A 25,991-nucleotide genomic window follows, 5' to 3' on the forward strand; every position below is an offset into this window, starting at 1 on the left:
GGTGCGCTGGGTCACATGACCCGACGCCCACCACGCCCGCCGCCGCGCCCGCCTACTTGTCCGGGCGCACGACCCCGAGGATCTTCATCGAGCCCGCGCCCGCGATCGTCACGTCCCGGCCCGGACGCGGTGCGTGCACGATCGCGCCGTCGCCCAGATACATCCCGACGTGGCTCGCGTCCGAGTGGTAGATGATCAGGTCTCCGGGGCGCATGTTCTTGACGTCGACGCGCGGCAGCTGCTTCCACTGCTCCTGCGAGGTCCGCGGTATGCCGCGCCCGGCGGACGACCAGGCCTTCGAGGTGAGCCCCGAGCAGTCGTACGAACCCGGGCCCTCGGCGCCCCACACGTATGGCTTGCCGATCTGGGCGGTGGCGAACTCGATGGCCTTCCTGCCCTGGGGCGACGCCTTGCCGTCGACGTCCTTCAGGGCACCCGAACTCACCCACGCGGACTGCTTCTTGAGGGCGGCCGCCTCCTCCAGCTTGCGCAGCCGCTCCCGCTCCTTCGTCTCCAGCGTCGACTTGAGCTTCTCGGCGGCCGCGATCTTCTTCTTTATCTTCTTCTTCGAGGCGGCCTTCGCCTTGCGGTTGGCTTCCAGCTTCTTCCAGCGGGCGGTGGCGTCCTCCGCGTATATCCGCAGGTCCTCCTGCGTCCGCTCCAGCTCGGTCAGCATGCCCTTGGCCGCCTTCTGGCCCTGCCGCATGCGTCCGGCGCCGTCCAGGAACTGGCCCGGGTCGTCGCTGAGCATGAGCTGGGCCTCGTCCGGCATGCCGCCATCGCGGTACTGCGCGCGGGCCGCCGCGCCCGCGCGGGCCTTGAGCTTCTTCAGCTTCGCCTGGCCCTTGGAGATGTCCTTCGCCAGCTTCACGATCTGCTCGGACTGCTTGTCGGCCTTCTCCTCGGCCGCGTTGTACGCATCCGTCGCCACGCCCGCGTCGTGGTAGAGCTCGTCGATGTCCTTGCGGACCTGTTCGAGGGACTTGTCCGTCCGGGGGGCCGGATCGGTGGGCTTCGTGGGACTGGAGGGCTTCGCCGGACTCGCGAAGGCCGTCCCCGGTGCGGCCAGCACCGTCGCCGCGCAGATCAGCGCCACGGCCGTCGCCGTCGAGTATCGCTTCCCGGTCACGCTCCGCCACCCCCAAAACTGATTTACCGCCAGTAACTTACGGTCGCCAACGGGATGGTGCCATGCCGACGCCCGATCCGACAGAGCCCGGCAGCAACTCCGATCCCCCACACGCCCCATGTGACGTGCGGCACGCGGAGATCGTTCCCCGCTGGTCCGTGTACCGGAGCATCTCCGGGTGACGTCCGGGTGACGTCCGGGTGGCGTCAGAGTGACCTGGGGGGTGACCTGGGGGGACCTCAGGGTTCACCCCGATCGAGGCGCCAACGCCTCCCAGCGGACCGTCACTTCCCCCTGCCGCCACCGCGAAGTCCCGTCGGTCACCGGCCAGTCGGCGGACAGATCCCGCACCGCCCTGATCCACCGCTGGCGCGCCCCGTACGAGGCGTACGGCGCTGCGGCCGCCCAGGCACGGTCGAAGTCCCGCAGGAACGCGTGCACCGGCTCACCCTGCACGTTCCGGTGGATCAGCGCCTTCGGCAGCCGCTCGGCGAGGTCGGAGGGCTGCTCCAGGGAGCCGAGCCGCGTCGCAAAGGTCACCGTGCGCGGCCCCTCGGGCCCGAGCGCGACCCACACGTGCCGCCGCCCGATCTCGTCGCAGGTCCCCTCGACGAGCAGCCCGCCGGGGGAGAGGTGGCCCCGGAGCCGCTCCCAGACCGCGGCGACCTGTTCCTCGTCGTACTGCCGCAGGACGTTTGCCGCCCGGATCAGGACGGGCCCCGTGCCCGCCGGCTCCGGCAGCGGGACCTCGAAGCCGCCGTGCCGGAAGGTGAGCCCCTCGCGCTCGTACGGGGCGGCGGCCGCGACCCGTGCCGGATCGATCTCGATACCGACCACCCGCGCGCGTGGCGCGACGGTACGCAGCCTGAGCAGCAGCTCGACGGCGGTCCAGGGGGAGGCGCCGTAACCGAGGTCGACGGCGACGGGGTCCGGGGAGCGGCGCAGCGCGGCGCCGTGGACGGCGGCGATCCAGCGGTCCATGCGGCGCAGCCGGTTCGGGTTCGTGGTCCCGCGCGTCACCGTTCCCACGGGGCGGGAAGAGGTGCGTGGGGCCATGGACCAAGGGTATGCGGGGACGACGGTCGAGCACGCGGAGTTGAGGACGCAGCGTAATGCTTTGGTAAAAACCGGTCGCGTGGGGGCCAGGCGGAAATGGAGCAGCCGACTCCGGTGTTGTGCCTCTGGAGGTACGTACGCCCTCCTCGTAGTCATGCCCGTAGTCATGCCCGTAGTCATGCCCGTACGCAAGGAGGACCGCCACGTGAGCCAGTACGTGTCCAGGCTCGGGCGTCGCTCCCCGGCGGCACCCCCACGGCTCCGTATCCCCGGCACCCAGCGGCGTCCGCGCCGCGTGGCGATGCTGAGCGTGCACACCTCGCCGCTGCACCAGCCCGGCACGGGCGACGCGGGCGGCATGAACGTCTACATCGTGGAGCTCGCCAAGCGCCTCGCCGCGATCAACATCGAGGTCGAGATCTTCACGCGCGCCACCACCGGCGGACTCCCGCCCTCCGTGGAACTGGCGCCCGGCGTCCTTGTCCGGCACGTGGACGCGGGTCCCTACGAAGGGCTCGCCAAGGAAGAGCTGCCGGCCCAGCTCTGCGCCTTCACCCATGGCGTGATGCAGGCCTGGGCGGGCCACCGGCCCGGCTACTACGACCTCGTCCACTCCCACTACTGGCTCTCGGGCCACGTCGGCTGGCTCGCGGCCGAACGCTGGGGCGTCCCCCTCGTCCACGCCATGCACACCATGGCCAAGGTCAAGAACGCGGCACTCGCCGAGGGTGACACCCCCGAGCCCGCCGCCCGCGTCATCGGCGAGACGCAGATCGTCCGCGCCGCCGACCGTCTCATCGCCAACACCTCCGAAGAGGCCGACGAGCTCGTACGTCACTACGAAGCCGAGCCCGGGAAGGTCGCCGTCGTCCACCCCGGCGTCAACCTCGAACGGTTCCGCCCCGCCGACGGACGCGCCGCCGCCCGGCACCGTCTGGGCCTGCCGCAGAACGCCCTCGTGCCGGTCTTCGCGGGCCGCATCCAGCCCCTCAAGGCCCCGGACCTGCTGCTCCGCGCGGTCGCCGTGCTCCTGGACGAGCGTCCCGCGCTGCGCGCGAACATCGTCGTGCCCATCGTCGGCGGCCCGAGCGGCAGCGGCCTCGCGAAGCCCGAGGGGCTGCAGAAACTGGCCGCGAAGCTGGGGATCGCGGATGTCGTCCGCTTCCAGCCGCCGGTCGGCCAGGAGCAGTTGGCGGACTGGTTCAGGGCTGCGTCGGTCCTTGTGATGCCCTCGTACAGCGAGTCCTTCGGCCTCGTCGCCATCGAGGCGCAGGCGGCGGGCACGCCGGTCCTCGCGGCCGCGGTCGGCGGCCTGCCCGTCGCCGTGCGCGACGGGGAGACCGGATTCCTGATCCCCGGTCACGAACCGGCCCTCTACGCGCGCGTGCTGCGCGATTTCGCCGACCGTCCACACCTTGTGGACAGCATGGGCGAGGCCGCGGCCCGGCACGCGCAGTCCTTCGGCTGGGACACGGCGGCGTCCGCCACGGCGGACGTCTACACCGCGGCGATGCACGATTTCCGCACGTCCCGCCGTCACGTACGCTCGCACCATGGCTGATCAGGCGGACACTGCGGCGATCATCGAGCGGACCCTGGACGACGCCGAGCTCGAGTGGGAGACCGTCGAGCCCGGCTCGTACGTGGTGAAGCTGCCCGGCACCCGGAAGCTCTCCACGACGCTGTCACTGCGGGTCGGCAACCACTCCCTCTCCCTGAACGCCTTCGTGATCCGCCACCCGGACGAGAACCACGAAGCGGTGCACCGCTGGCTCCTCGAGCGGAACCTCCGCCTCTACGGCGTCAGTTACGCGATTGACTCCCTCGGCGACATCTACCTCGCCGGCAAGCTGCCGCTCTCCGCCGTCACCCCCGCCGAACTGGACCGCCTCCTCGGCTCGGTCCTCTCGGCCTCCGACGACTCCTTCAACACGCTCCTCGAACTGGGCTTCGCGTCGGCGATCCGCAAGGAGTACGAATGGCGGGTCGCCCGGGGCGAGTCGACGCGCAACCTCGACGCGTTCACGCATCTGACCCGGTCGGCGGGGGCGGGTGAGGGCGCCCGCTGACGGGGCCGGCGAGCGCGTACAGACCGTCGACCACCTCGGGGCGGGCGCGGGCGATACATCCCGCCCACCTCCGCTGACCGCACCGCCCCGCCCCCTTCCGCCCGACGCCACGCCATGGCATGCTCCCCGCCATCGCGGACATAGACATCGTTCAGATATGTGGCCGAGAGGTGGCGGGCGTGGCGGATGTGGCGAACGCGGGACGAGGGGAGCACGAAGGGCGCGAGGGTGCTCACGAGGCGTGCGTGCGGGAGGCGCTCCAGGAGGCGTACGGGGTGCACGCCGCTCGCGATGTGCGCGCCGCCCGCGATGCGCGCGCCGCCCGCGATGCGCGCGCCGCCCGCGATGCGCACGCCGCCCGCGATGCGCACGCCGCCCGCGATGCGCACGCCGTCCATGAATCGCGCGCCGCCCTTGACGTTCACGCCCCGCACGGAGTGGCCACCGCACACGCACCCCGCGAGGTCGCACACGATCCGCGCGAGGTCCCACGCGTGGCCGCACACATTCCCTCCGAGGTCCCACGCGTGGCCCCTGCGTCCCTCACCAGGCGAGCCCTGCTCGGCGGCGCGATCGCGGTCGTGACTGCCGCCGCGACCGGCACCGGCACCAGCACCGGCACAGCCCACGCCGCCGTCCCCACAGCTCACGCCACCGTCCCCACAGCCCACGCCACCGTCCCCACAGCCCACGCCACCTCCCCCGACCGCCAAACCCCGGCCCTCTGGCGTGAGTTCATCGCGAGCCCCTACACCCACCCCCAGATCCCCTACATCGGCCGGGCAGGTTGCCGCACGGGAAGGAAACCCACCCCCAAGCGGCGTCCCCTCATCGACGCCCGCCGCTACGGAGCCCGCCCGGACGGCAAGTTCGACGCCGCGCCGGCGATCAACCGGGCCCTGGCCGAGGCGGGCCGAAGAGGGGGCGGCACCGTGCTGCTCCAGCCGGGCACCTACCGCCTGGAAGACCTCATCCGCATCACCCACGACAACGTCACCCTCCGCGGCGCCGGCAGCACCCGCACCACCCTCCTCGCCACGAAGAACCTCACCGAGCTGATCGGCCCCTACGGCTCCCGCTACGGCGGCGACAAGTCCAGCTGGTCCTGGGCCGGCGGCCTGATCTGGCTCTGCCCGCAGCGGCGTTGGGAGTCACTCACGTCCGCGATCAAGGCCAGGGACTGGCCCTTCGAGGGCTGGACCGGCAACAAGCGCGACGAATGGGAGACCCTCACCACCGTCCGCCCCGCCCTGCGCGGCTCCTGGTCGGTGACGGTCGCCGACACCTCCCGCCTCCGCAAAGGAGACCTCGTCCTCCTCCGCCTCGCGGATGACCCGGAGCACACCCTCCTGGAGCACATGGCGGGCGACGGCGCGGGCGCGAAGTCGTACACCTGGGACGACAAGACGAAGCTCACCTCGTACGTCCCCTACGAGTGGCCCGTACGGATCGCGGCCCTTGCCCCCGACAAGCGCCGGGTCACCTTCGAACGCCCGCTCCCCCTCGACGTACGCCCGGAGTGGGACCCCCGTCTCACCACCCATGTCACCGCGCTGACGGGCTCCGGCGTCGAGGCCCTCACCCTCGAAGCGACAGAGGCCCCGCAGTCCCCGCACCTCCTGGACAAGGGCTACAACGGCGTGACGTTCCAGTGCGCGTACGACTGTTGGGCCGACGACATCGTCGTACGCCACGTGGACAACGGCTTCGGGCTCGTCGGCGCATCCGCCTGCACGCTGCGCCGCACGCGCGTGACGGGCCGCGGCTCCCACCACCCGTACTTCTGCCGGGAGGGCTCGCACGACAACCTCATCGAGGACTTCCGCATCGATGCCCGCACGACCCCGGCCCCGCCCGGCACCCAGCTGCACGGCATCAACGTCGAAGGCCTCTCCTCCTACAACGTCTGGTCACGCGGCCACATGGAGATGGGTACGTTCGACAGCCACCGCGGAATGCCCTTCGCGAACGTACGTACGGACATCACCGTCGACAACAACGGCCGGCACGGCGGCGACGCGAGCGCGGGCCCCCTCTTCGGAGCCCGCTTCACGCACTGGAACATCCGCGTCACCAATGAACGCGCGGGCCTGATGAAGATCGACGGACTCGCGCCGCACAGCGCGACGGTCGGCCTCAACACGGTCCGCGAGTTCGACCAGACCGACGTTCCCGACTTCACCGGCGACCTGCACTCGCGCCTGGAGCTGTACGGCACTACGGACGTGGTGCGGCCGCGGAATCTGCACGAGGCGCAACGTTCTCTACGGCGATGACTTCAGAGGTGCCGAGAGCAGCACCGGGGTCATCCAGGGCGGGGCCCGGGGTGGTCTCCCCGAACGGCGTCTCCTCCGGCAGGTTCCGCATCAGGCCCCAGTACCCCAGCGCCGCCCCCGTCCCGAGCACCGCGCACGTCCCCCACAGCCACTCCGCCCCGAACCGGTCGATCATGGAGCCGGCCATCAGCGGAGCGACCAGCGCGGCCACGGACCACGACATCGTGTACATGCCCTGGTAGCGGCCGCGTCCGTGGGTGGGGGAGAGCCGCACGACCAGACCCGTCTGGGTCGGCGCGTTGACGATCTCGGCGAGCGTCCACACGCACACCGTCAGCGCGAAGATCCCGACCGACCCGGCGAACGCGGTGAGCCCGAAGCCGTACCCGGCGAGAACCGAGGAGATCACCAACAGCCGCCGCGGGTCCCGGTGTTCGATGAACCGCGTGACGGGGATCTGCAACGCCACGATCAACACGCCGTTCACGGCGATGGCGACGCCGTAGTCGGCGGGCGTGAACCCCGCGTCGCCCATCGCGATCGGCAGCCCCACGGACCCCTGCTGGAAGATCAGCGCGACGAGGAAGGACAGCCCGACCACGCCCATGAACCGGCCGTCCCGCAGCACGGTCCCGAGGCCCACCTCCGGCTCCGCCGCCTTCTCCAGCGCCGTCCGGACGGGCCGCGACTCCGGCAGCTTCGCGAAGACGACGATCGCGCAGGCCATCGTCATGGCGGCCTCGATGAGGAACCCGGCCCGATAGCTGTACGAGGCGATGAACCCGGCGCCCGCCGACGAGATCGCGAACCCCAGGTTTATCGCCCAGTAGTTGAGCGAGAAGGCTCTGACCCGGTCCTCGGGCCGGACGATGTCCGCCATCATCGCCTGCACGGCGGGCCGGGACGCGTTGCTCGCCATGCCCACCGCGAAGGCGACGCCCGCGATCGCGACGGGGTGTTCCATGAACCCGAGCACCGCCACCGAAACGGCCGTCGAGGCCTGCGCGATCAGCAGCGTGGGCCGCCGCCCGAGCCGGTCGGTCATCACCCCCGCGCCCAGCGAGGAGATGACACCGCCGAGCCCGTGAAGGGCGGCGACGAGACCCGCGTACGAAGCCGAGTAGCCCCGCTCCAGCGTCAGGTACAGGGCCATGAAGGTGGCGACGAAGGCCCCGAGCCGGTTGACCAGGGTGCTCGTCCACAGCCACCAGAAGGCGCGGGGGAGCCCCGAGACGCTCTCCGTGACGGCACGTCTCATGGCGGTGAATGGCATGGAGGTCCCCCCGGAAGCACAAGCGGCATGTAAGTGTCTCTATCGGCAGGCAAACATTACGAGTCGAGCCCGCCGACCCGCCACTCAATTGACAGCAGCCGTCAACTGTCACCCACCACACAGCACCCCATATCCTGCCCGCATATCCCGCTATCCCGCCCGCGCCCGCGCGCGCGAGGCCCCCTGGAGTTCGATTACGCTCAGAGGCATGGCCGACGCACCGTACAAGCTGATCCTCCTCCGCCACGGCGAGAGCGAATGGAACGCGAAGAACCTGTTCACCGGCTGGGTGGACGTCAACCTCAACGAGAAGGGCGAGAAGGAGGCGGTCCGCGGCGGTGAGCTGCTCAAGGACGCCGGCCTGCTCCCCGACGTGGTCCACACGTCGCTCCAGAAGCGCGCCATCCGCACCGCGCAGCTGGCCCTCGAGTCCGCCGACCGCCACTGGATCCCGGTCCACCGCAGCTGGCGCCTGAACGAGCGCCACTACGGCGCGCTCCAGGGCAAGGACAAGGCCCAGACGCTCGCCGAGTTCGGCGAGGAGCAGTTCATGCTGTGGCGCCGCTCGTACGACACGCCGCCCCCGCCGCTGGACCGCGACGCGGAGTACTCCCAGTTCTCCGACCCGCGCTACGCCACGCTCCCCCCGGAGCTGCGCCCCCAGACGGAGTGCCTCAAGGACGTCGTCGTCCGCATGCTCCCGTACTGGTTCGACGGCATCGTCCCCGACCTCCTCACGGGCAGGACGGTCCTGGTAGCGGCCCACGGCAACAGCCTCCGCGCCCTGGTCAAGCACCTGGACGGCATCTCCGACGCCGACATCGCGGGCCTGAACATCCCCACGGGCATCCCGCTCTCCTACGAGCTCGACGCCGAGTTCAAGCCCCTGAACCCGGGCGGCACCTACCTCGACCCGGACGCGGCGAAGGCGGCGATCGAGGCGGTCAAGAACCAGGGCAAGAAGAAGTAACCCTTACGCCTCAAGCCCCCGACCTGCACTTTGCCCGCAGGTCGGGGGCTTACGTGTGGGCCCGGACCGTACCCTCTGGCCCGCTGCCCGCCGGACCGGTGCGCGCTCGGGACGGCCAGGCGTCGGTCATCCGGAAGGAGACCACGGTTCCGCCGAAGACCACTCCACCCGGACGACCCGGGGCTCGTCCGACCTGCCGTGGACGACGGCGTTGGTCACAAGCTCCGAGATCAGCAGGACGCGGTCGTCGACCGAGCCGGCGGGCTCGTACGGAGTGATGAACTTCCGGAACCAGCGGCGGGCCCTGGGCACGGACTCTGCGACGGGATGCAAGGTCATCGCACCGAGGCGCGGCGACTCTTTGCAGGGGTCGCGGTCGATCGTGTAGGTCATCAGCGTCCCGCACCTCTCAGCCCCGAGGCCTGGCCTAAGGTGTCTAGAGATGAGCGGGAGGCTACGGGATGGCCCACACCGAAGACGCCCCTCGGCCCAAGTACCAGCGGATCGCAGACACCCTGCGTGAGGCGATCCACGCGGGCCAGTACGGTCCTGGTGACCGGCTGCCGGGGGAGAACGACCTCATGGCCACGCACGGCGTTGCCCGCATGACGGCACGCCAGGCCCTGAGCGTCCTTCGGGACGAGGGCTTCGCTGAAGCCCGCAAGGGAGCCGGCGTGTTCGTCCGCACCTTCCGCCCGCTCCGGCGTCGAGGCATCCAGCGACTGGCCGAGCAGCAGTGGGGCAACGGCCGTTCCATCTGGTCGGCGGACATCGAGAACCGCTCCCTTGAGGTGGACCAGGTCACCGTGTCCGAGGAGACCGCACCCGAACACGTCGGCACCGTCTTGGGGCTGTCCGACGAGGAGCCCGTGTGCGTGAGGCGCCGGCGTTTCGTCCTGGACGGCAAACCCGTCCTGCTTGCGACGAGCTACCTGCCCATGGCCCTGGTCGCCGGATCCGCGATCACGCAGGAGGACACCGGGGAGGGCGGAACGTACGCCAGGCTCGCCGAACTCGGCCGCAAGCCAGCCCACTTCCGCGAAGAAATCCGCTCCCGCATGCCGTCGAAGGACGAGGCAGCACGCTTGAGCGTGTCCGCGGGCACCCCCGTCATCCTCATCTGCCGCACGGCATTCACGACCGAAGGCCGCCCCGTCGAGCTCAACGAAATGACACTGGACGCCGCCTCGTACGTCTTGGAGTACGACTTCGACGCCTGACGCCGAGCGAGCAGCTCGCGTAGCGCTCTACTAGGAAGGCCGGAAGCGGACGAATCCGTCGGACTGGTCCAGATGGAACGGCGAGCCGGGACGTGCCGGATGCCAGCCCCGGGCGAGAGCCGATGTGATGGCGGCGCTGACATCGCTGGGCAGCACCGCGGCGCTCGGCGCTCCGAACCAGTTGCCGGCATGCGGCTGATTGGTGGTGACGACGAGGGTCGTGCCGGGGGTCTCCGCGCGTTGCACCGCGTACGTACACGTCGATATAGCCCCGCGGTACATGGCCAACCGGACCAGCACCCAGAACCTGCGCAAGCGAGTGCGCTATAACTACCGGGGGAATGCGGCGGGCTCGACGCTGCGGCTCACCCTCGGCCGCCTGCACGTGCGTTGCCCCATCAGTTCGTAGGCCGGCGAGTTCCTAGGCCGGCGGCGGTCAGGCAGTAGGGCGGCGTACACCCGTGCATGCCACCAGTCTGTCGCTGTCCTCCGTGATGAAGAGCATGTACGTCCAGGTCCCGTCCGCTGACCTGATCTGTCCGAGTCGGACCCGGTGGCCGTGTTGGTCGTGGTGGCCGAGGAGGGTCACAACTCGTTCCAGGCCCGTCGTTTCGATGCCCTTGCGGCGTGTGTGTCCGAGGCGGCGGGCGTAGACACGGGCGAGTGCCCCGGCGGAAGAGGTGCCCTCCCAGACGACGTACGACGCGCCGTCGCGGAGCGCGGCCAGAGCGGTCAGAGCGGTCGAAGGCGCCTTGTCGTCAGCGGCCAGCAGCAGCGCCTCCAAGAGCTCCCGGTCCATGGCCGTCACCCCGTGCTCGTGTCCGAGATTCCCTGGGCCAAGTCCGTGACCACGTTCTGGATGCCCTGGCCGAAGTCCGTGGGCGCCACCAGGATGCCGAAGACGAGGACCACGGACATCGTCAGGAACGTGTCCGCCTTGGTTCGGGGCGCCACTCGTCTGCGCAGGAGCACGACGATGACGACAGCCAGGAGAACCGCGAGGTCGATCGAGAGCACCACTTGGCCACCCCTCCCGTCAGGAGCAAAGACCCGGACGTTCCTGTGTAGCCCGAATCTCCTCGCTCCGGCGGCCCCGTCACCCGTAGTTGGCAGCAAAGCACTCATGCGAGGCCGAATCGGCGCGTGGCTCGAGGAGGGTTCGAGGGGGACTCATGGGACCGGCCCGCGCCGACACCCGCGACCCTGCCCGCGCCCCGGCCCGCGACCCTGCTCCCACCCACTCCCGCGCCCCGGCGGAGGTCACGGCAGCCGCCACGCGCGCGTGCGCCGTTGACGCGCCCCGGCCTCGTGGGCATGCAATGGGCATCAGGCAGTACGCCGGTACGCCTTCGAGGAGGAGACCATGGCCAAGTCCCCTACGCGCGAATTCGTTCCCGAGCAGTCCGTCTGTCTGCTGAAGTCCTGCAACTGCGGTCCCGGCTGCAGCTGTGGCTGCCAGTCGGGTGGCTCCTGCCAGTGCGGGGGCGGTTGCGGCTGACGCCCGCGAGCAAGGACGGCGGGCAAGCAGCGCGGGCGAGTACCGCGGGCGAGTACCGCGGGCGAGAACCGCGAGCAAGCACATGGCTGTGCCCCGCGCGACGCGATCGCGCGGGGCACAGCCGTCCACGAACAGCCCGTCCACGAACAGCCCGTCCACGAACAGCCCGTCAACGAACAGCCGTCACCGGACAGCCGTCACGGGACAGTCGTCACCGAACAGCCGTCCCCGAAGGGACGGCGAAGACCTACGAGCCCTCCACCTGCGCCGGCCCCGTCGCCTGGATCTCGTCCGCGTGCTCGCCCGTGACCAGGTACACGACCCGCTTCGCCACCGACACCGCGTGGTCCGCGAAGCGCTCGTAGTAGCGGCCGAGGAGCGTCACGTCGACGGCCGTCTCGATGCCGTGCTTCCAGCGGTCGTCCATCAGGTGCTGGAAGAGCGTGCGGTGCAGCTGGTCCATCTCGTCGTCGTCCTGCTCCAGCTGGAGCGCCAGGTCGACGTCCTTGGTGATGATGACTTCTGCCGCCTTCGCCATCAGGCGCTGCGCGAGCTGGCCCATCTCCAGGATCGTGGCGTGCAGGTCACGCGGCACCGCCGAGTCGGGGAAGCGGAGCCTCGCCAGCTTCGCGACGTGCTGGGCGAGGTCTCCCGAGCGCTCCAGGTCGGCGCTCATGCGCAGCGAGGTGACCACGATGCGCAGATCGGTGGCGACCGGCTGCTGGCGCGCCAGCAGGGCTATCGCGCGCGCCTCCAGGTCATGCTGCAGATCGTCGACCTTCTGGTCGGCCGCGATCACGCTCTCGGCCATCTTCAGGTCGGCGTCGAGCATGGCCGTCGTGGCGCGCCCGATCGCGGACCCGACGAGGCGGGCCATCTCGACCAGGCTCTCGCCGATCGAGTCAAGTTCCTCGTGGTACGCGTCCCGCATGTGGCTGTCCCTCTCTAGTACGTCCCAGGGGGCTGGCCCCTACGCTCCCACGGTGCGGCCCGGACGCGTCCGTTTCCGGCACCCCAAATGAATCACCCCCGTCATCAAGGTGAACTGTGGGCGACGACGGACGGCATCCCCGACCGGGGCCGCCCCGGTCCGCTCGGAGGAAGTGAACCGGTGCAGTCCCCACGGTGAACTCTGGGCGACGACTGTTCGAGCCGACACCCGTACGGCTGTGACCGGCGCTTACTCGGCGCATAACCTGGACGCATGGACGTGAACGCGGCGGTCGCCGCAGCGGCAGCGATCGCCGGGGTGTGCACCGGTGTCATCGCCATGCTGGCGTTCCGATGGAGCGAGCGCGACCAGAAACGCCCCACCCGGACCTCCCTGCACACCGACCCCGTACTGCCACCGGGCGTGGACACGGTGCTCTCCGTGCTCCGTTCCTCCGCGGTCGTCCTCGACGAGGCCGACAGCGTGGTCAAGGCCAGCTCGGCGGCGTACGCGCTCGGCCTCGTACGCGGCGGGAAGCTCGCCGTCGAGCCGATGCTGCAGATGGCCCGCGACACCCGCCGTGACGGGGAGATACGCCAGGTCGAACTGGATCTGCCGAGGCGCGGCACCGGCCGCGGAGAGGCCCTGGCCGTCTCCGCGCGCGTGGCCCCGCTCGGCTCCCGCCTCGTCCTCCTCCTCGTGGAGGACCTCACCGAGGCCCGCCGCATCGAGGCAGTACGACGTGACTTCGTCGCGAACGTGAGCCATGAGTTGAAAACCCCGGTGGGGGCTCTCTCACTGCTCTCCGAAGCCGTCATGGACGCCTCCGACGACCCGGAGGCCGTCGAGCGCTTCGCGGGCCGCATGCAGATCGAGGCGACCCGGCTCACCAACCTCGTACAGGAGCTCATCGACCTCTCCCGAGTGCAGAACGACGACCCACTGGAGGACGCCGAACCCGTCCCTGTCGACGAACTGGTGGCGGAGGCCATCGACCGCAGCCGCCACCAGGCCTCCCACAAGCAGATCACCATGGCCGCGGGCGGGACGGCGGAGCTCCAGATCTGGGGAAACCGCGGCCAGCTCGCGGCGGCCCTCGGCAACCTCGTCGAGAACGCCGTGAACTACAGTCCGGCCCGCACCCGCGTGGGCATAGCCGCCCGCCGGGTCAACGCACCCGGCGGGGACCTCATCGAGGTCGCGGTCACCGACCAGGGCATCGGCATCTCCGACAAGGACAAGGAGCGCATCTTCGAGCGCTTCTACCGCGTCGACCCGGCCCGCTCCCGGGCCACCGGCGGCACCGGCCTCGGCCTCGCCATCGTCAAACACGTGGCCGCCTCGCACGGCGGGGAGGTCACCGTGTGGAGCTCCGAGGGTCAGGGCTCCACGTTCACCCTGCGGCTGCCCGAGGCGGCCGCACACCGCGACCGCGGATCCGGCCACGGCGGCGGCCATGGTGGACTCGACGACGAGACCACCCCACCCGACGCAAGCGCCGCAACCGCCGCGACCACCACGTACGAACCCATTCCTGCCCCGGAGGTCCTTCCGTGACCCGAGTGCTCGTCGTCGAGGACGAGGAATCCTTCAGCGACGCCCTGTCCTACATGCTCCGCAAGGAGGGCTTCGAAGTCGCCATCGCGGCGACCGGCCCGGACGGACTCGACGAATTCGAGCGCAACGGCGCCGACCTCGTCCTGCTCGACCTCATGCTGCCCGGCCTGCCCGGCACCGAGGTCTGCCGCCAGCTGCGCAGCCGCTCCAACGTCCCGGTGATCATGGTCACCGCCAAGGACAGCGAGATCGACAAGGTGGTCGGCCTGGAGATAGGAGCCGATGACTACGTCACCAAGCCCTTCTCCTCGCGCGAACTGGTCGCCCGCATCCGCGCGGTGCTGCGCCGCCGCGGTGAGCCCGAGGAGGTCACCCCGCAGGCCCTGGAGGCCGGCCCCGTGCGGATGGACGTCGACCGCCACGTGGTCACGGTCTCCGGCTCCAAGGTCGACCTGCCGCTGAAGGAGTTCGACCTCCTGGAGATGCTGCTGCGCAACGCGGGCCGCGTACTGACCCGCATGCAGCTCATCGACCGCGTCTGGGGCGCCGACTACGTGGGCGACACCAAGACCCTCGACGTCCACGTGAAGCGCCTGCGCGCCAAGATCGAGCCGGACCCGGGGGCGCCCAGGTACCTGGTCACGGTGCGGGGTCTCGGATACAAGTTCGAGCCGTAAACAGTACGGCGAGTACGGAGTACGGAGTAGGGAGTAACGAGAAGGGCGGGGCCCCCGGTGGGGGTCCCGCCCTTCTCGTCGTGCCTGTGGTGCTTGCTGCGGCGCCTTTGTACGTACGCCGTCGATCAGTGCTCGGCGCCGGTCCCGGCGCCCGCGTCCGCGTCACCCGCACCCGCGTTGTGCGAGGCGGACCCCGACGGGTCGGTGTTCGCGTCACCGGCCGCGTGACCGGACGCGTCGCCGGAGGGGGTGCCGGACGGGTCGGTGGCGGCCCCCGAAGCGGACTCCCCGGGCTTCCCGGGCTCACCGGACTTCGCGGGCTTCGACGGCTTCCCGCCGGGGGCCTGCGGCAGCTCGGTCGGCCCCCACTTGGTGAAGTAGCTCTCGGCGGGGATGACGAACGCTTCCATCTTCACGTCGCCGGTGCTGCTGAAGGAGAAGGTGACCGGCTGGGCGTTGCCCTCCTTGACGGCGTCGAGGCTGCCGGACAGGACCGCCGAGGCGTTGTCCTTGCCGCCGATGACGATGGAGCCGCCGGCCGGGATGGTCAGCTGGCCCTTCGGCTTGGAGTCCTTGTCGTCCTTGCCGCGCGTCAGCTTGGCCTTCCCCTCGGCGCCCTCGACCGAGACGGCGTTGAGGGTCTGGGGCTTGTCACCGGCGTTGAAGATCGTCGCGGCGACCGCGGCCGGGCCCGAGGACTCCTGGCCGGGCTGCGTGATGACCATGGCGTTCTGGATCTTGATGTCGCCGACGGAGGTCGCGGCGTTGTCCGGCTTGACCTCCATCGTCTGTGCGTTGTTGCCGGCTGCGCACGCGGAGAGCGAAGCGAGCGAGAACGCGATGGCGGTGGCGGCGAGGGCGCCGCGTCGAAGGCTGCGGCTCACGGCGGCGGCAACTCCTTGAACGTGGGCGGTACAGGACGGGTGGGCGGCAGTAAAGCCGTCCTAAGGGTGTGTCAGCGCGCTTAGGTTACCGAGCCGTTCCCGCACCACCGCACCCGACCCGCCCCTTAGGGCCCGCGGACAGCACACGGGCGGCGCGGCGAGCGGCGCGCGCCCCCGTCCACCCCCTCGCCTCATTGCTCCTTCGCGCACCTTTCCCAAAAGCGTCGCCATGAGCTCAGGTGTCACGCCTTGCGGATTTCCGGTAAGGAATGCATGGCGGCCCGGAGAATTGATCATCAGGCGGAACATGCCGCAGAACATGCATGCCGAACATGCTGCTGAACACGCGGCGGATCACGTGGTGGATCACGCGACTGCTTGATCAATTCAGAAAACGCGCCGCGCGGTGTCGCGCACGCCTCTCCGGCCACCGAACGGAGTAGCGAAAGTTCACCGCTTGGAACCGCGCAAACCGGGACGTTCGGCCGCTTCGGGCGCCCTCGGGGGGCGTGTAACGGGTGCGTTTCCCCCTCCCCGAAGAGCCGCTCCGACCTGCGAATTCCCCGTTCCGATGCCCCTCCGCAGCACGTTCCTGTTGCTGTTGTCAAGCCCCGAGATGCGCCCTGACCTGCGAAAACGCCATTCAGAAGAGACGGTTCTCGTGTTAGGATGGATAGCCACGGAAGGGGTACCTGTCACATGACGTTCAAGGTTGGCGACACCGTGGTCTATCCCCATCACGGGGCCGCGCTGATCGAGGCCATCGAAACTCGCCAGATCAAAGGCGTGGACAAGACCTACTTGGTGCTGAAGGTCGCCCAGGGCGACCTGACGGTGCGTGTGCCAGCGGACAATGCGGAGTTCGTCGGCGTGCGTGATGTGGTCGGGCAGGACGGCCTCGACCGGGTCTTCGAAGTACTGCGCGCGCCGTACGCGGAAGAGCCCACGAACTGGTCGCGCCGCTACAAGGCAAATCTCGAGAAGCTCGCCTCCGGTGATGTCATCAAGGTCGCGGAAGTCGTCCGTGACCTGTGGCGTCGGGAGCGCGAGCGTGGACTGTCGGCCGGCGAGAAGCGCATGCTCGCCAAGGCCCGCCAGATCCTGGTGAGCGAGCTCGCCCTCGCGGAGAACACGAACGAGGACAAGGCCGAGGCCCTGCTGGACGAGGTCCTCGCGTCCTGACGCGGGCAGTCCGAGGTGCTTGGAACCTCGGCGGTCTCGCGTCGATCAGGCGCAGCAATGCCGCGGTGCCCGCTGACCCTTACTGGAGTCGCCGGGCGCTGCGGCATGTTCGTACCCAGACATTCCTCGCACCCTGGCATGCGTGAGAGCGGCCCCCGGGGAGCCGTGTTGGCGTGCTGGACTCGGCAGCTGGCTCGACCAGATGTCACGGAAGGGTCCGGTCAAGATGCCGCCCCGGCACGGTGAGGCCATACCCACGTCGGCCGAGCACACAAACCTGAACGGAACCGATGTCTAGCGAATCCCGTACCGCGGTGGTCATTCCCGCGGCTGGGCGGGGCGTGCGCCTCGGCCCTGGCGCCCCCAAAGCGCTTCGCGCGCTGAACGGCACCCCGATGCTCATCCACGCCGTGCGCGCCATGGCGGAATCCCGTGCCGTCTCCCTCGTCGTCGTCGTGGCACCGCCGGACGGCGCCCCCGAGGTCAAGACCCTCCTCGACGCCCACGCGCTGCCCGACCGGACCGACTTCCTCGTCGTGCCCGGCGGGGAGACCCGCCAGGAGTCGGTGCGGGCCGGCCTGGACGCGCTGCCGCCCGGCTTCGACATCGTCCTCGTGCACGACGCGGCCCGCCCCCTGGTGCCGGTCGACACGGTCGACGGCGTCATCGAGGCCGTACGCGACGGAGCTCTCGCCGTGGTCCCGGCGCTGCCCCTGGCCGACACCGTCAAGGAGGTCGAGCCGGGCGAGCCCGGTCCCGCCGGGCAGGACGGACAGCCGGAGCCCGTCGTGGCCACGCCCGAGCGGGCACGGCTGCGCGCCGTGCAGACCCCGCAGGGCTTCGACAGGGCCACGCTCGTACGCGCCCACGAGACCGTCACCGGACAGGTGACGGACGACGCGGGCATGGTCGAGCGGCTGGGCCTGCCCGTCGTGTGCGTGCAGGGCCACGAGGAGGCCTTCAAGGTGACGCGGCCTCTCGACCTCGTCCTCGCCGAAGCGGTCCTCGCCCGCAGGAGGGCCAACGATGGCTTCTGAAGACCCCCAGACCCATCCCCGGCCCCAGCCCCAGCCCCAGGTTCAGTCCCAGCCCCAGCCTCAGTCCCAGCCCGGGTTCCCCTTCCCCCTCCCGCAGGTCGGCATCGGCACCGACATCCACGCCTTCGAAGAGGGCCGTGAGCTGTGGTGCGCGGGCCTGAAGTGGGATGACGAAGGGCCCGGGCTCGCCGGGCACTCCGACGCCGACGTCGTCGCCCACGCCGCCTGCAACGCGCTGTTCTCCGCGGCCGGCCTCGGCGACCTCGGCGCCCACTTCGGCACCGGACGCCCCGAGTGGTCCGGCGCCTCCGGCCTGACCCTGCTCACGGAGGCCGCCCGCATCGTCCGGGACGCCGGTTTCACCGTCGGCAACGTAGCCGTCCAGGTCATCGGCCCCCGCCCGAAGATCGGCAAGCGCAGGGACGAGGCACAGAAGGTGCTCTCCGAAGCGGCCGGCGCGCCCGTCACGGTCTCCGGGGCCACCACGGACGGCCTGGGATTCCCGGGCCGGGGCGACGGGCTCGCGGCGGTCGCCACCGCGTTGGTCGTACGTACGTCGTCCTGAGGCGGACAACGGGGTAGTCGTATGCCTCGTACAGGCGAACACCCCGTACGACTACGACCGTCCCCACGAAGGAGTGAGGTACATGTCCGCCGCACTGTCCGACGACCTCAAAGCCCTGCTCGACACCCCTGTCTTCATCCACGTTGCGACCATCCAGCCCGATGGGAGTCCGCAGGTTTCCCCGGTCTGGGTGAAGCGGGACGGGGACGAGGTGCTGTTCTCGACGACGCTGGGGCGTCGCAAGGAGAAGAACCTGCGGCGTGACCCGCGGGTGACGGTCCTGGTCCAGCCGTTCGACGCTCCCTACACGTACGCGGAGATCCGCGGTACGGCGGAGATGACGACGGAGGGCGGCCAGGAGCTCATCGACGAACTGTCGGTGAAGTACACCGGCAAGAAGTACGCGGATTTCAACCCGTCCTCGAAGGACGACAGCCAGCGGGTCGTCGTACGGGTGCGGGCGCGGAAGGTCGTCGGGAGCATCTGAGGGCTCGTGGCGGGTGACGTCACAGTTCGGTGCCCTGTGGCCCAAGCGGGCACAGGGCACTGTCCCGCGACCACTACCCTGGAGTGGTGACGATTCGCCTGTACGACACCAGCGCCCGGCAGATCCGTGACTTCAGCCCCCTCAACGACGGCTGTGTCTCGATCTACCTCTGTGGTGCCACGGTCCAGGCTGCACCGCACATCGGGCACATCAGGTCCGGCCTGAACTTCGACATCATGCGCCGCTGGTTCGCCTACTGCGGCTACGACGTGACGTTCGTGCGCAACGTGACCGACATCGACGACAAGATCATCCGGAAGTCCGCGGAACAGGGCCGCCCCTGGTGGTCGATCGGGTACGAGAACGAGCGCGCGTTCAACAGCGGGTACGACGCGCTCGGCTGCCTGCCGCCCACCTACGAGCCGCGCGCCACCGGCCACATCACCGAGATGGTCGAGATGATGCGCGGCCTCATCGAGCGCGGCCACGCCTACGAGGCCGACGGCAACGTCTACTTCGACGTGCGGTCCTTCCCCGGGTACCTGGAGCTCTCCAACCAGGATCTGGACGAGCTGCGCCAGCCCTCGGGCGAGGGCGAGACCGGCAAGCGCGACCCGCGGGACTTCGCCATGTGGAAGGCCGCCAAGGAGGGGGAGCCCAGCTGGGAGACCCCCTGGGGGCGCGGCCGCCCCGGCTGGCACCTGGAGTGCTCGGCGATGGCCCACAAGTACCTGGGTACGGAATTCGACATTCACGGCGGCGGGATCGACCTGATCTTCCCGCACCACGAGAACGAGATCGCCCAGGCCAAGGCCTTCGGTGACACCTTCGCGCGCTACTGGGTGCACAACGGCTGGGTCACCATGAGCGGCGAGAAGATGTCCAAGTCGCTGGGCAATTCGGTGCTCGTCAGCGAAATGGTCAAGCAGTGGCGCCCGATCGTGCTCCGCTACTACCTCGGCACCCCGCACTACCGCTCCATGATCGAGTACAGCCCGGAGGCCCTGCGGGAGGCCGAGTCCGCGTTCGCCCGCATCGAAGGCTTCGTGCAGCGCGTGGTGGAGAAGGCCGGTGGGGTCGTCGAGCCCGCCGCCCAGGTCCCGCCCGCGTTCGCCGACGCCATGGACGACGACATGGGCGTCCCGCAGGCGCTCGCCATCGTGCACACCACGGTCCGGCAGGGGAACTCCGCCCTCGCCGCCGACGACAAGGAAGCCGCCGTCGAGCGCCTCGCCGAGGTGCGGGCCATGCTCGGCGTCCTCGGCCTCGACCCGCTCGACCCGCACTGGGCGGGCGGGGAGCAGGACCGCGGCGAAGACCTCCACGGCGTCGTCGACACCCTCGTCCGGCTCGTCCTCGACCAGCGCGAGGCCGCCCGCGGCCGCAAGGACTGGGGCACCGCCGACGCCATCCGCGACCAGCTCAACCAGTCGGGCCTCGTCATCGAGGACAGCCCGTCCGGCCCCCGCTGGACGCTCGGCCCGCGCTAGGCGCCCGCTGATGTGCCGCCCGGCCTTCCGGGCGGCACACTTCATAGACGTACACCTCTGCGCGTACGCACGTACGCGCACACGCATCACCAACAGACAGGTAGGTCATGGCCGCTAACAACCGCCGCATGTCCGGCAAGAAGGGCGCGCAGGTCGGCAGCGGCGGCAATCGGCGCCGCGGCCTGGAAGGCAAGGGTCCGACGCCGCCCGCCGAGGCGCGCAAGGGGCATGTGAAGAACCGCATCGCCACCGCCAAGGCCAAGAAGGCCGCCACAGGACGCCGTGGCACGCCCAAGGGGCGAGGTGGCAAGGGGACCTCTGAAATGGTCGTCGGCCGCAACCCCGTCTTCGAGGCGCTGCGCGACGGCGTGCCCGCCTCCACGCTCTACGTCCAGCAGTTCATCGACAACGACGAGCGGGTCCGCGAGGCGCTCCAGCTCGCGGCCGAGCGCGGCGGCATCCACCTCATGGAGGCCCCGCGCCCCGAGCTGGACCGCATGACGAACGGCCTGAACCACCAGGGCCTCGTCCTCCAGGTCCCGCCGTACGAGTACGCGCACCCGGAGGACCTCGTCGCCGCCGCGTTCGACGAGGGCCAGGACCCGCTGATCGTCGCGCTCGACGGCGTGACGGACCCGCGCAACCTCGGCGCGATCGTCCGCTCCGTGACCGCGTTCGGCGGCCACGGCGTCGTCGTGCCCGAGCGCCGGGCCGCCGGCATGACGGCCGGCGCGTGGAAGACCTCGGCCGGTACGGCCGCGCGCACGCCGGTCGCCCGCTGCACGAACCTGACGCGCGCCCTGGAGGCGTACAAGAAGGCGGGCGTCGCCATCGTCGGCCTCGCGGCGGACGGCGAGCACGAGATCGGTGACCTGGAGGCGCTCAACGGCCCCGTCGTCATCGTCGTCGGCAGCGAGGGCAAGGGCCTCTCCCGCCTCGTCGGCGAGACCTGCGACTTCCGCGTGCGGATTCCGATGCCGGGTGGCGCCGAGTCCCTGAACGCCGGTGTCGCCGCGGGCGTCGTGCTGTACGAGGCTTCGCGCCGCCGCGCGTAAGGGTTCCAGGGCGTACAGATGTCCGGGCCGCGTGCTCCCTTGACGGGGATCTCTTGACGCGGTCCGGACATTTCCCCGTGGTCAAAGCAGTGTCCTAAACACACATCACTCGGTTAGATGAGTGTGGACACCAGAACACCCCGCACTCCCACAGGGGGAAGCTCGTCAGGTTTCGACGATGCTCCCGCGCTGAGCATGGTGAAGGTGCCGAGCGACCCGGCGCAGGTCATCGTCAATCACGCGAGTTTCCGCGTGCAGCTTCCCGCCGCTGGGCGCACTCAATCCCCTCGTATCTCACGGCACTTGGGCACTCCCGACGAGACGGTGCGCATCCCCGCCGTCGGCGCGACCGCCAAGCGCCGCGCGCCCGTCGTCTGGAGCGGGAAGTCCGACCCGGACGACACCGGCGCGATCAGACTGCTGCAGGCCGTACGCGGCAGCGGCATGCTCCGTTCGGCCGAAGAGGCAGGGCCCTACGACGAGGGCGGCGCCACCCAGGTCATCCCGCGCGTCCTCGACGACGGCCCCGAGACCGTCGAGACGCCCGCCGTCATCGGACCCCGCGCCCCCGAGTCCGGTACCCGGATGCTGCCGCAGATGCGGCCGTCCGGCAGCGACTACGACGAGCGGTTCGACCAGCAGGGCCGGTACGCGGAAGACGCTGCCGACGCTGACGACGCCTACGACGACGCGTACGACGACGACCGTGGCGAGAGCGAGGAGCGGGTCCGCAGACACGGCTCGGACCCCGTCCGGCACGCCTACTACCCCGGCCGCCGGATGAACCTCGGCGTCGTCCTGCTCCCCCTGCGCGTCTTCCTCGGATTCATCTCCATCTACGCCGGCATGGGCAAGCTCTGCGACCCCGTCTACTTCGACGGCGGCCAGCGCGGCTCCATGGTCAAGTGGCTCAACTCCCTGCACCCCTGGGCACTCGCCGAGCCGCTGCGCGACTTCGCCCTCCAGCACCCGGTCGGCGCCGGACTCTGCATCGCCTTCCTCCAGGTCGTCGTCGGCGTTCTGACCGTCCTCGGACTCTGGCAGCGGGTCGCCGCGTCGATCGGCGTACTGCTCTCGGCGGCGCTCATCGTCACCGTCAGCTGGAAGACCGTCCCCGCTTACGACGCGCCCGACATCATCTACCTCGCCGCCTGGTCGCCGCTGATCATCGCCGGTGCCCCCGTCTACTCCGCCGACGGACGCCTCGCCAGCGAGGCCTGGCGCACGCTCGGCCCCCGCGTCGACATCTGGGACCTGCGTCGGCGCGTGCTGCGCCGAGGCGGTCTGGTCGGGGCGGTCGTCGTCGGTCTCACGCTGCTCATCGGCTCGATGCTGGGCGGCGCGGTGCGCGACGCGGACCGGGTCACCGCGCCCGGCCCCGGCGAGGCGCCGCGCAACGAACTGCAGGGCTCCCCGCTGCCCCAGGACCCCGCGAAGAAGCGGAAGCAGCGGCAGTCGCAGAGCCCGTCCGCCTCGACCGGCTCGTCGCCGACACAAGGCGGCGCCGCGACGCCCACGCAGGGCGCCACGGCGCCGGGCCCGGCCCGCGAGACGGGCACGGTCGGCTCCGTGGGGCGGCCCAGCCAGACGCAGGGCAGCAGCTCGGCGGGGGGACAGGCCCCGCCGCAGCAGTCGGTGCCGCAGCAGCCGTCGGCCACGACCGCGGGGCCCTCGTCCAGCGGTGGCTCCGGCGGCGGCGCGGGCGGCGCGGCTGCTTCCGGTGGCGCGGACAGTACGGAGGAGAGGCCCGGCGGCCTGCTGGGCGGCGTACTCGGCCGCTGAGCGCTCGCCGGCCCCCCTTTGATCCGGCACGACGACGGGGCCCCGCACACACGCTGTGCGGGGCCCCGTCGTCATGCGTACGGTCGACGTCGTCGTGCGTACGGTCAACGGCCCTGGGCGGCCAGTTCCTTGGCGGCCTCGGTGAGGTCCTTCGCCGTGTCGATCGCGCGCCAGTAGGCGCCCTGCGGCAGCGGATAGCCCGCCAGGCTCTTCTCACGGGCCAGGCGCGGGAACGTGGTGCGCTCGTGGTCGCCGAGGTCCGGCAGGAGCGCGGTGAAGGACGCCGAGAAGACGTACACGCCCGCGTTGATGAGGTACGGGGAGGGCGGGGCCTCGATGAAGTCCGTGATGTGGCCGAACGCGTCCGTCTCGACGGCGCCCCACGGGATGCGGGGGCGGGCCAGGGCGAGGGTCGCGGTGGCGTCACGCTCGGCGTGGAAGGCCGCCATGTCGCGCAGCGAGAAGCGGGTCCAGATGTCGCCGTTCGTCGCGTACCAGGGCTGGTCCGCGTGCGGCAGGTGCCGGGCGGCGTGCTTGAGGCCGCCGCCCCGGCCCAGGGGCTCCTTCTCGACGACCGTGCTGACGTTCAGCGGAAGGTCGGCGGAGTCCAGCCACTCCTGGAGGACCTCCGCGAGATGACCGCAGGAGACGACGGCGTCCGTCACACCCTCCTCGGCCAGCCAGGCAAGCTGATGGCCGATGATCGGGGTCCCCGTGCCGGGGATCTCGACCATCGGCTTGGGCCGGTCGTCGGTGTAAGGGCGGAGCCTGGAACCCTGGCCTCCGGCCAGGACGACAGCCTGCGTGGGCTTCAGCGTGGTCATGCTGAAACCCTACGCGGCGTGGTGGGGCGGGCCGGCTCAGCCGTTGCGCAGATGGGCGGCGGCCACGCCCGTCGCGAAGGAGGTGTCGCAGACAGGCCTGGCGTACGACTGCGCACGGGTCGGTCCGTACACGCGGACGGCGGCGCGGCCGAGTGCACGGGCGATCGCCGCGCAGTGCCTGGCGAGCGACGGATGGCGGTTCACCTCCTGCTGAAGGTGGGTGAGCGCGACGCCCGGGTTCTTCTCCTGGAGTTCCAGGAGGAGCCGGTCGCGCAGGATGTCCTGCGGGGCGCGGGACTTGGCGGGCTTGGAGAGGTCGTCGGCGGATGCGGTGAGCATCGAGTCCGAGGAATTCCCCGACCAGTTGACGCTGGTGACCGCGAGGGTCCCGGAAAGCACCAGCATCACGGGCAGGACGAGAGCGAGCGTGCGGCCGATGCGGCGGGCGGGGCCCCGGTGGGCTCGGCGCGGCTTCTGGGTGTAGTTGGCGGAGTGCGTCACGCGAGGAGCGTAGCGCTAGGTGATGATTTGGCGACATTTAGTCACCCGGTCGAGCGACAGGGGAGTGGGTTTCTCTGGTGCGGTGTTGACGCGCCCGGTCGAAATGGCCGATGTGTCGGGGTATTTGTCGACAACGAGAGGGTTTCCGGGGTTTCTCCGGGAGTCCGGTTGGGCGTACCGGCGGGCGTACGCGGCATTCGCGGTGAGCCGTGCGGCGGGCGTACGCGAAGGGCCCCGCACGTACCGTGCGGGGCCCTTCGGGAGATGTGGCGGGACGTCAGTCGCTGAGGCGCTCGCCCGTCGACGTCGAGAACACGTGGGTCTCGCCCGGACGCGGCACGACGTGCAGCTGGGCGCCCTTCTCCGGGACCCGGCGGCCGTTCACGCGGACCACGAGGTCCTTGTGCTCCCCGCCGACCTCGGCGGAGCCGTAGACGTAGCCGTCGGCGCCGAGCTCCTCGACGACGTTCACGGAGACGGCGAGGCCCGCCGGGGCGTCCTCGGTCTCCTTGGTGAGGGACTTCGCGGCCTCGCCGTTCTGCTCGACGATGTCGAAGTGCTCCGGGCGGACGCCGACGGTGACGGTGCGGTCGCCCCGGTCGGCGGCGGCGGACAGCGCCTCACGGTTCACGGGCACGACCGAGTTGCCGAACTTCACGCCGCCGTCGGTGATCGGCACCTCGACGAGGTTCATGGCGGGGGAGCCGATGAAGCCCGCGACGAAGAGGTTCGCCGGGCGGTCGTACATGTTGCGCGGCGATTCGACCTGCTGGAGGAGCCCGTCCTTGAGGACCGCCACGCGGTCACCCATGGTCATGGCCTCGACCTGGTCGTGGGTGACGTACACGGTGGTGATGCCGAGGCGGCGCTGGAGGCTGGCGATCTGCGTACGCGTGCTCACACGCAGCTTGGCGTCGAGGTTCGAGAGCGGCTCGTCCATGAGGAAGACCTGCGGCTCACGGACGATGGCACGGCCCATGGCGACACGCTGACGCTGACCGCCGGAGAGCGCCTTCGGCTTGCGGCCGAGGTACTCGGTGAGGTCCAGGATCTTCGCCGCGTCCTCGACCTTCTGCCGGATCTCCGCCTTGTTCACGCCGGCGATCTTCAGGGCGAAGCCCATGTTGTCGGCGACGGTCATGTGCGGGTAGAGCGCGTAGTTCTGGAACACCATGGCGATGTCCCGGTCCTTCGGCGGCAGGTGCGTGACGTCGCGGTCGCCGATGCGGATGGCGCCGGCGTTCACGTCCTCGAGCCCCGCGAGCATGCGGAGCGAGGTGGACTTGCCGCAGCCGGACGGGCCGACGAGCACGAGGAACTCGCCGTCCTCGATCTCGATGTCGAGGCCGTCGACGGCGGGCTTGTCGCCACCCGGGTAGGTGCGGGTCGCCTTGTCGAACGTAACAGTGGCCATGGTGAGGGCCCCCTTCACCGGCAGGAACGTGCCGGACGATCCGAGTAGAGGGAGTGGTGTAGTCCACCTGAGTGAACTGGTGGTGACCGTACCCCGGGAGGCTGTGGTCTGTCA

Annotated in this window: 26 protein-coding genes and 1 pseudogene; 15 read left to right on the top strand and 12 right to left on the bottom strand. The window is 70.4% G+C overall.

Translation table 11 applies throughout. The features are described 5' to 3' along the window. Nucleotides 1-52: 52 nt before the first annotated feature. Nucleotides 53-1,129, bottom strand: coding sequence for a C40 family peptidase (locus AB0N81_RS02760; protein ID WP_365355024.1), 1,077 nt, complete (start codon nucleotides 1,127-1,129; stop codon nucleotides 53-55). A 246-nt stretch (nucleotides 1,130-1,375) separates the two neighbouring features. Further along, on the bottom strand, nucleotides 1,376-2,185 hold the full coding sequence (locus AB0N81_RS02765; RefSeq protein WP_365355026.1) for a class I SAM-dependent methyltransferase: 810 nt from the start codon (nucleotides 2,183-2,185) through the stop codon (nucleotides 1,376-1,378). A 205-nt stretch (nucleotides 2,186-2,390) separates the two neighbouring features. Between AB0N81_RS02765 and mshA the strand changes: the two genes are divergently transcribed. From mshA to AB0N81_RS02780, 3 genes are all read left to right on the top strand, one after another. Further along, on the top strand, nucleotides 2,391-3,746 hold the full coding sequence (gene mshA, locus AB0N81_RS02770) for a D-inositol-3-phosphate glycosyltransferase (protein ID WP_365355651.1): 1,356 nt from the start codon (nucleotides 2,391-2,393) through the stop codon (nucleotides 3,744-3,746). Then, complete coding sequence (locus AB0N81_RS02775) at nucleotides 3,739-4,254, top strand: YbjN domain-containing protein (protein WP_365355028.1); 516 nt, start codon at nucleotides 3,739-3,741, stop codon at nucleotides 4,252-4,254. The genes mshA and AB0N81_RS02775 overlap by 8 nt, the downstream gene beginning before the upstream one ends. 527 nt (nucleotides 4,255-4,781) lie before the next feature. Continuing rightward, nucleotides 4,782-6,530 carry a glycosyl hydrolase family 28-related protein gene (locus AB0N81_RS02780; protein ID WP_365355653.1) on the top strand — a complete coding sequence of 583 codons (1,749 nt, stop codon included), beginning with the start codon at nucleotides 4,782-4,784 and terminating at the stop codon, nucleotides 6,528-6,530. Here the strand turns inward: AB0N81_RS02780 and AB0N81_RS02785 are convergent. Further along, nucleotides 6,472-7,803, bottom strand: a complete 1,332-nt coding sequence (locus tag AB0N81_RS02785; protein WP_365355030.1) for an MFS transporter — start codon at nucleotides 7,801-7,803, stop codon at nucleotides 6,472-6,474. The two genes, AB0N81_RS02780 and AB0N81_RS02785, sit on opposite strands and share 59 nt — an antisense overlap. Nucleotides 7,804-8,011: 208 nt before the next feature. Here AB0N81_RS02785 and AB0N81_RS02790 point away from each other — a divergent pair, with 208 nt between their 5' ends. Further along, nucleotides 8,012-8,773, top strand: a complete 762-nt coding sequence (locus AB0N81_RS02790) for a phosphoglyceromutase (RefSeq protein WP_365355032.1) — start codon at nucleotides 8,012-8,014, stop codon at nucleotides 8,771-8,773. A 159-nt stretch (nucleotides 8,774-8,932) separates the two neighbouring features. Here AB0N81_RS02790 and AB0N81_RS02795 read toward each other — a convergent pair. After that, nucleotides 8,933-9,166, bottom strand: a pseudogene (locus tag AB0N81_RS02795) (ATP-binding protein); the annotation flags it as partial. A gap of 68 nt (nucleotides 9,167-9,234) precedes the next feature. Between AB0N81_RS02795 and AB0N81_RS02800 the strand changes: the two are divergent. After that, complete coding sequence (locus AB0N81_RS02800) at nucleotides 9,235-9,993, top strand: GntR family transcriptional regulator (RefSeq protein WP_365355034.1); 759 nt, start codon at nucleotides 9,235-9,237, stop codon at nucleotides 9,991-9,993. A gap of 30 nt (nucleotides 9,994-10,023) precedes the next feature. Here AB0N81_RS02800 and AB0N81_RS02805 read toward each other — a convergent pair whose 3' ends face one another. Then, complete coding sequence (locus AB0N81_RS02805) at nucleotides 10,024-10,239, bottom strand: hypothetical protein (RefSeq protein WP_365355036.1); 216 nt, start codon at nucleotides 10,237-10,239, stop codon at nucleotides 10,024-10,026. A 34-nt stretch (nucleotides 10,240-10,273) separates the two neighbouring features. On the opposite strand from AB0N81_RS02805, the gene AB0N81_RS02810 reads away from it, so the two are divergent. Beyond that, a complete protein-coding gene (locus AB0N81_RS02810) occupies nucleotides 10,274-10,402 on the top strand; it encodes a GIY-YIG nuclease family protein (RefSeq protein ID WP_365355038.1) in 129 nt (42 codons plus the stop codon). 27 nt (nucleotides 10,403-10,429) lie between these two features. On the opposite strand, the gene AB0N81_RS02815 is transcribed toward AB0N81_RS02810, so the two are convergent. The 3 genes from AB0N81_RS02815 to phoU all read right to left on the bottom strand — a co-directional run bounded on the left by AB0N81_RS02815 (nucleotide 10,430) and on the right by phoU (nucleotide 12,422). After that, entirely contained in the window at nucleotides 10,430-10,792 is a 363-nt protein-coding gene (locus AB0N81_RS02815; RefSeq protein WP_365355040.1) for a hypothetical protein, read from the bottom strand. A 5-nt stretch (nucleotides 10,793-10,797) separates the two neighbouring features. Further along, nucleotides 10,798-11,013 (bottom strand): hypothetical protein, encoded by a 216-nt coding sequence (locus tag AB0N81_RS02820; RefSeq protein WP_365355042.1) that lies wholly within the window; start codon nucleotides 11,011-11,013, stop codon nucleotides 10,798-10,800. A gap of 725 nt (nucleotides 11,014-11,738) precedes the next feature. Continuing rightward, nucleotides 11,739-12,422 (bottom strand): phosphate signaling complex protein PhoU, encoded by a 684-nt coding sequence (gene phoU, locus AB0N81_RS02825; RefSeq protein WP_365355044.1) that lies wholly within the window; start codon nucleotides 12,420-12,422, stop codon nucleotides 11,739-11,741. A gap of 273 nt (nucleotides 12,423-12,695) precedes the next feature. On the opposite strand from phoU, the gene AB0N81_RS02830 reads away from it, so the two are divergent. Continuing rightward, nucleotides 12,696-13,979, top strand: a complete 1,284-nt coding sequence (locus AB0N81_RS02830) for an ATP-binding protein (RefSeq protein WP_365355046.1) — start codon at nucleotides 12,696-12,698, stop codon at nucleotides 13,977-13,979. Beyond that, nucleotides 13,976-14,656: a response regulator transcription factor gene (locus AB0N81_RS02835; protein ID WP_030682312.1), complete on the top strand. Its 681-nt coding sequence runs from the start codon at nucleotides 13,976-13,978 to the stop codon at nucleotides 14,654-14,656. Before AB0N81_RS02830 ends, AB0N81_RS02835 begins: the two co-directional genes overlap by 4 nt. A 125-nt stretch (nucleotides 14,657-14,781) precedes the next feature. Here the strand turns inward: AB0N81_RS02835 and AB0N81_RS02840 are convergent, their stop codons facing one another. Next, nucleotides 14,782-15,540 carry a copper chaperone PCu(A)C gene (locus AB0N81_RS02840; RefSeq protein WP_365355048.1) on the bottom strand — a complete coding sequence of 253 codons (759 nt, stop codon included), beginning with the start codon at nucleotides 15,538-15,540 and terminating at the stop codon, nucleotides 14,782-14,784. Between the two features lie 699 nt (nucleotides 15,541-16,239). Between AB0N81_RS02840 and AB0N81_RS02845 the strand changes: the two genes are divergently transcribed. From AB0N81_RS02845 to AB0N81_RS02875, 7 genes are all read left to right on the top strand, one after another. Continuing rightward, on the top strand, nucleotides 16,240-16,722 hold the full coding sequence (locus tag AB0N81_RS02845) for a CarD family transcriptional regulator (RefSeq protein WP_003953493.1): 483 nt from the start codon (nucleotides 16,240-16,242) through the stop codon (nucleotides 16,720-16,722). Nucleotides 16,723-17,012: 290 nt separating this feature from the next. Beyond that, on the top strand, nucleotides 17,013-17,759 hold the full coding sequence (gene ispD, locus AB0N81_RS02850; protein ID WP_365355050.1) for a 2-C-methyl-D-erythritol 4-phosphate cytidylyltransferase: 747 nt from the start codon (nucleotides 17,013-17,015) through the stop codon (nucleotides 17,757-17,759). Continuing rightward, the gene (gene ispF / locus AB0N81_RS02855; RefSeq protein ID WP_365355052.1) at nucleotides 17,749-18,324 is read left to right on the top strand and encodes a 2-C-methyl-D-erythritol 2,4-cyclodiphosphate synthase; all 576 of its coding nucleotides are present in this window, start codon (nucleotides 17,749-17,751) and stop codon (nucleotides 18,322-18,324) included. Before ispD ends, ispF begins: the two co-directional genes overlap by 11 nt. 82 nt (nucleotides 18,325-18,406) lie before the next feature. Continuing rightward, on the top strand, nucleotides 18,407-18,811 hold the full coding sequence (locus AB0N81_RS02860) for a PPOX class F420-dependent oxidoreductase (RefSeq protein ID WP_365355054.1): 405 nt from the start codon (nucleotides 18,407-18,409) through the stop codon (nucleotides 18,809-18,811). 86 nt (nucleotides 18,812-18,897) lie between these two features. Beyond that, a complete protein-coding gene (cysS, locus tag AB0N81_RS02865) occupies nucleotides 18,898-20,301 on the top strand; it encodes a cysteine--tRNA ligase (protein WP_365355056.1) in 1,404 nt (467 codons plus the stop codon). A gap of 107 nt (nucleotides 20,302-20,408) precedes the next feature. After that, nucleotides 20,409-21,356 carry a 23S rRNA (guanosine(2251)-2'-O)-methyltransferase RlmB gene (gene rlmB / locus AB0N81_RS02870; protein ID WP_365355058.1) on the top strand — a complete coding sequence of 316 codons (948 nt, stop codon included), beginning with the start codon at nucleotides 20,409-20,411 and terminating at the stop codon, nucleotides 21,354-21,356. A 117-nt stretch (nucleotides 21,357-21,473) separates the two neighbouring features. Then, complete coding sequence (locus tag AB0N81_RS02875) at nucleotides 21,474-23,138, top strand: DoxX family membrane protein (RefSeq protein WP_365355060.1); 1,665 nt, start codon at nucleotides 21,474-21,476, stop codon at nucleotides 23,136-23,138. 104 nt (nucleotides 23,139-23,242) lie between these two features. Here the strand turns inward: AB0N81_RS02875 and AB0N81_RS02880 are convergent, their stop codons facing one another. The 3 genes from AB0N81_RS02880 to ugpC form a co-directional block, all read right to left on the bottom strand. After that, on the bottom strand, nucleotides 23,243-23,962 hold the full coding sequence (locus AB0N81_RS02880) for a nucleotidyltransferase family protein (RefSeq protein ID WP_365355062.1): 720 nt from the start codon (nucleotides 23,960-23,962) through the stop codon (nucleotides 23,243-23,245). Between the two features lie 36 nt (nucleotides 23,963-23,998). Then, nucleotides 23,999-24,463 carry a hypothetical protein gene (locus tag AB0N81_RS02885; RefSeq protein WP_365355064.1) on the bottom strand — a complete coding sequence of 155 codons (465 nt, stop codon included), beginning with the start codon at nucleotides 24,461-24,463 and terminating at the stop codon, nucleotides 23,999-24,001. A gap of 277 nt (nucleotides 24,464-24,740) precedes the next feature. Further along, entirely contained in the window at nucleotides 24,741-25,877 is a 1,137-nt protein-coding gene (ugpC, locus tag AB0N81_RS02890; protein ID WP_365355066.1) for a sn-glycerol-3-phosphate ABC transporter ATP-binding protein UgpC, read from the bottom strand. Between the last annotated feature and the right edge of the window lie 114 nt (nucleotides 25,878-25,991).

Source organism: Streptomyces sp. NPDC093510 (genome assembly GCF_040683555.1).
Lineage (GTDB): Bacteria > Actinomycetota > Actinomycetes > Streptomycetales > Streptomycetaceae > Streptomyces.

Bases quoted from the DNA above. Each gene is read 5' to 3' on its own strand.
- AB0N81_RS02790 (WP_365355032.1), top strand. From the start codon at position 8,012: ATGGCCGACGCACCGTACAAGCTGATCCTCCTCCGCCACGGCGAGAGC.
- ispF (WP_365355052.1), top strand. From the start codon at position 17,749: ATGGCTTCTGAAGACCCCCAGACCCATCCCCGGCCCCAGCCCCAGCCC.
- AB0N81_RS02775 (WP_365355028.1), top strand. From the start codon at position 3,739: ATGGCTGATCAGGCGGACACTGCGGCGATCATCGAGCGGACCCTGGAC.
- AB0N81_RS02860 (WP_365355054.1), top strand. From the start codon at position 18,407: ATGTCCGCCGCACTGTCCGACGACCTCAAAGCCCTGCTCGACACCCCT.
- AB0N81_RS02785 (WP_365355030.1), bottom strand. From the start codon at position 7,803: ATGCCATTCACCGCCATGAGACGTGCCGTCACGGAGAGCGTCTCGGGG.
- AB0N81_RS02875 (WP_365355060.1), top strand. From the start codon at position 21,474: ATGAGTGTGGACACCAGAACACCCCGCACTCCCACAGGGGGAAGCTCG.
- AB0N81_RS02815 (WP_365355040.1), bottom strand. From the start codon at position 10,792: ATGGACCGGGAGCTCTTGGAGGCGCTGCTGCTGGCCGCTGACGACAAG.
- rlmB (WP_365355058.1), top strand. From the start codon at position 20,409: ATGGCCGCTAACAACCGCCGCATGTCCGGCAAGAAGGGCGCGCAGGTC.
- AB0N81_RS02880 (WP_365355062.1), bottom strand. From the start codon at position 23,962: ATGACCACGCTGAAGCCCACGCAGGCTGTCGTCCTGGCCGGAGGCCAG.
- AB0N81_RS02845 (WP_003953493.1), top strand. From the start codon at position 16,240: ATGACGTTCAAGGTTGGCGACACCGTGGTCTATCCCCATCACGGGGCC.
- AB0N81_RS02810 (WP_365355038.1), top strand. From the start codon at position 10,274: ATGGCCAACCGGACCAGCACCCAGAACCTGCGCAAGCGAGTGCGCTAT.
- AB0N81_RS02830 (WP_365355046.1), top strand. From the start codon at position 12,696: ATGGACGTGAACGCGGCGGTCGCCGCAGCGGCAGCGATCGCCGGGGTG.
- ugpC (WP_365355066.1), bottom strand. From the start codon at position 25,877: ATGGCCACTGTTACGTTCGACAAGGCGACCCGCACCTACCCGGGTGGC.
- AB0N81_RS02765 (WP_365355026.1), bottom strand. From the start codon at position 2,185: ATGGCCCCACGCACCTCTTCCCGCCCCGTGGGAACGGTGACGCGCGGG.
- phoU (WP_365355044.1), bottom strand. From the start codon at position 12,422: ATGCGGGACGCGTACCACGAGGAACTTGACTCGATCGGCGAGAGCCTG.
- AB0N81_RS02800 (WP_365355034.1), top strand. From the start codon at position 9,235: ATGGCCCACACCGAAGACGCCCCTCGGCCCAAGTACCAGCGGATCGCA.
- ispD (WP_365355050.1), top strand. From the start codon at position 17,013: ATGTCTAGCGAATCCCGTACCGCGGTGGTCATTCCCGCGGCTGGGCGG.